This window comes from Thermogemmatispora sp. (assembly GCF_019683635.1).
GTDB lineage: Bacteria > Chloroflexota > Ktedonobacteria > Ktedonobacterales > Ktedonobacteraceae > Thermogemmatispora.
Map to the genome: position 1 here is coordinate 1 of NZ_JADGIA010000324.1, position 3,245 is coordinate 3,245.

The 3,245-nt window shown below is 59.5% G+C and carries 2 protein-coding genes, 2 tRNA genes and 1 pseudogene; 2 read left to right on the forward strand and 3 right to left on the reverse strand.

Annotated elements, in window-relative coordinates; genetic code table 11:
* Window positions 1-252 (forward strand): annotated as a pseudogene (locus tag IRZ31_RS20785) (hypothetical protein); the annotation flags it as partial.
* Window positions 253-512: 260 nt separating this feature from the next.
* Here the strand turns inward: IRZ31_RS20785 and IRZ31_RS20790 are convergent.
* From IRZ31_RS20790 to IRZ31_RS20800, 3 genes are all read right to left on the reverse strand, one after another.
* Window positions 513-598: transfer RNA gene (locus IRZ31_RS20790), tRNA-Ser, on the reverse strand.
* Between the two features lie 141 nt (window positions 599-739).
* Window positions 740-827: transfer RNA gene (locus IRZ31_RS20795), tRNA-Ser, on the reverse strand.
* Between the two features lie 42 nt (window positions 828-869).
* Window positions 870-1,193, reverse strand: coding sequence for a hypothetical protein (locus tag IRZ31_RS20800; protein ID WP_297157528.1), 324 nt, complete (start codon window positions 1,191-1,193; stop codon window positions 870-872).
* 851 nt (window positions 1,194-2,044) lie between these two features.
* Here IRZ31_RS20800 and IRZ31_RS20805 point away from each other — a divergent pair.
* Window positions 2,045-2,914 (forward strand): FliA/WhiG family RNA polymerase sigma factor, encoded by an 870-nt coding sequence (locus IRZ31_RS20805; RefSeq protein ID WP_297157530.1) that lies wholly within the window; start codon window positions 2,045-2,047, stop codon window positions 2,912-2,914.
* Window positions 2,915-3,245: the final 331 nt, after the last annotated feature.

Consider the following 3,245-nt stretch of genomic DNA (forward strand, 5'->3'; position numbering starts at 1 on the left):
GCCTACACCAACGCCCACATCAACGCCCACACCAACGCCTACACCAACGCCTACACCAACGCCCACATCAACGCCTACACCAACGCCCACACCAATGCTCACACCAACTCCTATACCAACGTCTACACCACCCCCTACACCGATACCGCTCCCTACACCGACTCTCGGACCATCGCCAATCCCCTCAGCGACACCACCGGCTCCGATAGTCATCCCCACGCCTCCCGGGACTCTAGCCCCAGTGACGCCTGAGGCCTCCCCACCTCTCAGCATCGCGCTCACTGCTGGACAGAGCAACCTACCGCAACGATGCCACCCTTGCAGACGGACGGAGATAGATCCCTCGGCCATAAACGCTCAGGGACAGCCGGGGAAGAGGTAAATGGCTAGCTGGGCAGGATCGATCATCGGGAGGCCGCCATAGTGGGGATGCGCTGACCCAAAAAAAAGCAGGATGAATGGTGATTCCATTCATCCCACAGACACCTGATCACTTTCTCAAAGGATCGAGGCGGAGGAGGTGGGATTCGAACCCACGGGGGCTGTTAACCCCACACGATTTCCAGTCGTGCTCACTAGGCCACTATGAGACTCCTCCGTATTAGAGCAACAACCATGCTAGCTCCAGGGAGCCACTCAGGCCACTCCTCTACCACCAGCCAGAGCAGCGCCATCAGAGAGACTAACATGGGAGTGACCCGCCTCGCAACCATGAGCGCCAGCGAGTCACTGCTTGCGGCGGAGAGAGTGGGATTCGAACCCACGAGGGTCTTTCGGACCCTACCGCTTTTCGAGAGCGGCTCAATCAACCACTCTGACATCTCTCCGGCGCATAGTATATCACACCCCCCGGGCGGCTGACAAGGGGGTTAAGAGGCTTCTTCCTCCGCATCGGAAAATTCGCTGATGGCCCCATGCTCATAGAGCCAACGAGCAAACTGTAGGCGGGGATCACCGCTGAGATAAGGAGGGATCTCACCGCTCCTCCGGACCCGGCGGCGCAGCAGCAGCAGGCGCTGAATCTCCTCATGACGCAAGCCAGCCTCACGCAGCGAATTGAAGGTTTCGCCTTCTAGTAGCACCTGCTCGCCGTCCTCTAAAGGTAGATGGAGCTGCTCCAGCGGAGAAAGTGATGGATTGGACTCTGCCTTCCATGTTTGCTGATGCTCAGACTGATCGTCTCGTCTATCCATTGTGCTCTGTTCCCTCTCTTTTCTTGGCTTCCTTCTGTAGAGAAAAAGCCGCCGTCGGCTCTGTCTGCTTGGCGGTTTTTGTCTCTCTGTGCTGTTGTTTGCTCCCGGCAGCCGCGATCTTGCACCAAACTCTCCACGAGGGTCGGCAGCGGCACAACCCTGGCCGACCTCCTCCCCTCCGGCTCGTCAGCCAATGTTGATCTGGCCCGAGCCGCTCCAACCGCCAGTGTGTCAGGTCAGCCAGGCCAACCAAAAAAGGAGAGCCTCCAGCCCCCGCAGCCAGGCCCGCGCCAGATACCCCCGAGCAAGCGGCTGCCGGGTTCTACTGGACAGAATCGCTTCTATAGAAGATCTCTATCGGCAGGAAGCAGACAGTGATTAGACCTTTCCTGGCCCTTTGACTGATACGAGAGAATTTCAGGACCTTTGGCACAACAAGGAAGCGACCTCTGTCAGTAGCTCAACAGCAAGCGCTCCCGTACACTCTAGCTAGACAAGGTAGCAGGCAAGCTCAGCAGGTTCACCTGGCACCGCCAGCCAGCCCCGGAGCGAGGGACCAGCGCCACGAAGCGCCCAGGCCACTGCCAGCTCAGAGAGAAGAGATCAGCCTCCTCCCGCCGATCATCAGCCGGTCATGTCACCAGTGGAAGCCACCGCATAAGCGAGCAGCCGAAGGCAGCCACTCATCCCGGCCAGCTTGCGCCGCTCCAGAGTAGCCAGCCGGCGAAGGAGGGAGCTTGTTAGCCAGGCGGGTAGTTTAGCCAGATGAGCATGAGAGTGACAAATCCGAGCAAGGAGACGAGAGCAAGTTAGCAGGGCGAGACCTCAGTCAGGCAAGGAGAGACCCATTAATGAGCAGTTCCGCGCACCTGGAAAAGATCTGGGCCGAGTTCATGCGTACACACAGCCAGGCACTGCGTCGCCTCCTGATCGAGGCCTACGTGCCCCTGGTGAAAGTCACAGTGGATCGCCTGGGCATCCCGACGCGTAGCCTGCTGGACACCGAGGACCTCATCGGTTACGGTATGCTTGGTCTCATCAACGCCATCGATCGCTACGATCCTACGCGCGGGATCAGCTTTGAAGCCTTTGCCAGCGCCCGCATTCGGGGAGCCGTTATTGACCAACTCCGTGCCCTCAACTGGTTTTCGCGCTCGGCACTGCAGCGCATCAAACAGGTTGAACAGACAATGGCCGAGCTAGAGCGGCGACTTGGGCGACCAGCCCGCGACGAGGAGATGGCCACGGCCCTCGGCGTCTCGCTGCGACGCTATCGTCGCATGCTGCAAGAAGTGGGCACGGTCATCCTGTCCCTGGATAGCCCCCTCTACGCCCCCGAGAGCGATGGCGAACACTATTCACTGGGTGACGCCCTGGAAGATCACAGCAGCCCCGAGCCGGCCAGCGCAGTCGAACGGCGCGAGCTACTGCAAGCACTCAGTTTGGCCATTGAGCGCCTCCCGCGTCGGGAACGTCTCTTGCTCGCCCTCTACTACGTCGAGGGACTCAGCATGAGCGAGATCGGTAGAACTCTCGGCATCTCGCAATCGCGCGTGAGCCAGCTCCATACGCAGACGCTGCTGCATCTGCGTATCAGTCTAGGGCTACATGAACAACAGCGTCAGTGCGGGAACCGCACAAGTACTCGTTCTGCATCAGTACGCGAACACGCCCGGCAAATCGATTCGCTCGCCCATCAGCAAGTCCCCACTGTACCATAGCCTGGATCGTATAGTATCATAAACAGAGTATTATTACGATCCCTGGTTTCCCTGTTGATCGTGAGCGACCTGTTGACGACGAGAAGGGAGCAGGCTTCCTCGGCAGGAAAGCCAGCCCCGGTGTCACACCTTTCAGGGGAGGGTACCCAGGTGCAGATCAGGGCTCCGCATCACTCTCAACGACCACGGCGGCTTCGGCCACAGCAGCAGGGCCGCTCAGCGCTGAGACGATGGCCAAGGCGCTGCGGCCCGTCAACAGGGATAGACCCCCACTGCGCGCAACGCCCGGGGAAACAGTGGTTGCTGAAGCACGGTGTACAATCTACAGAGA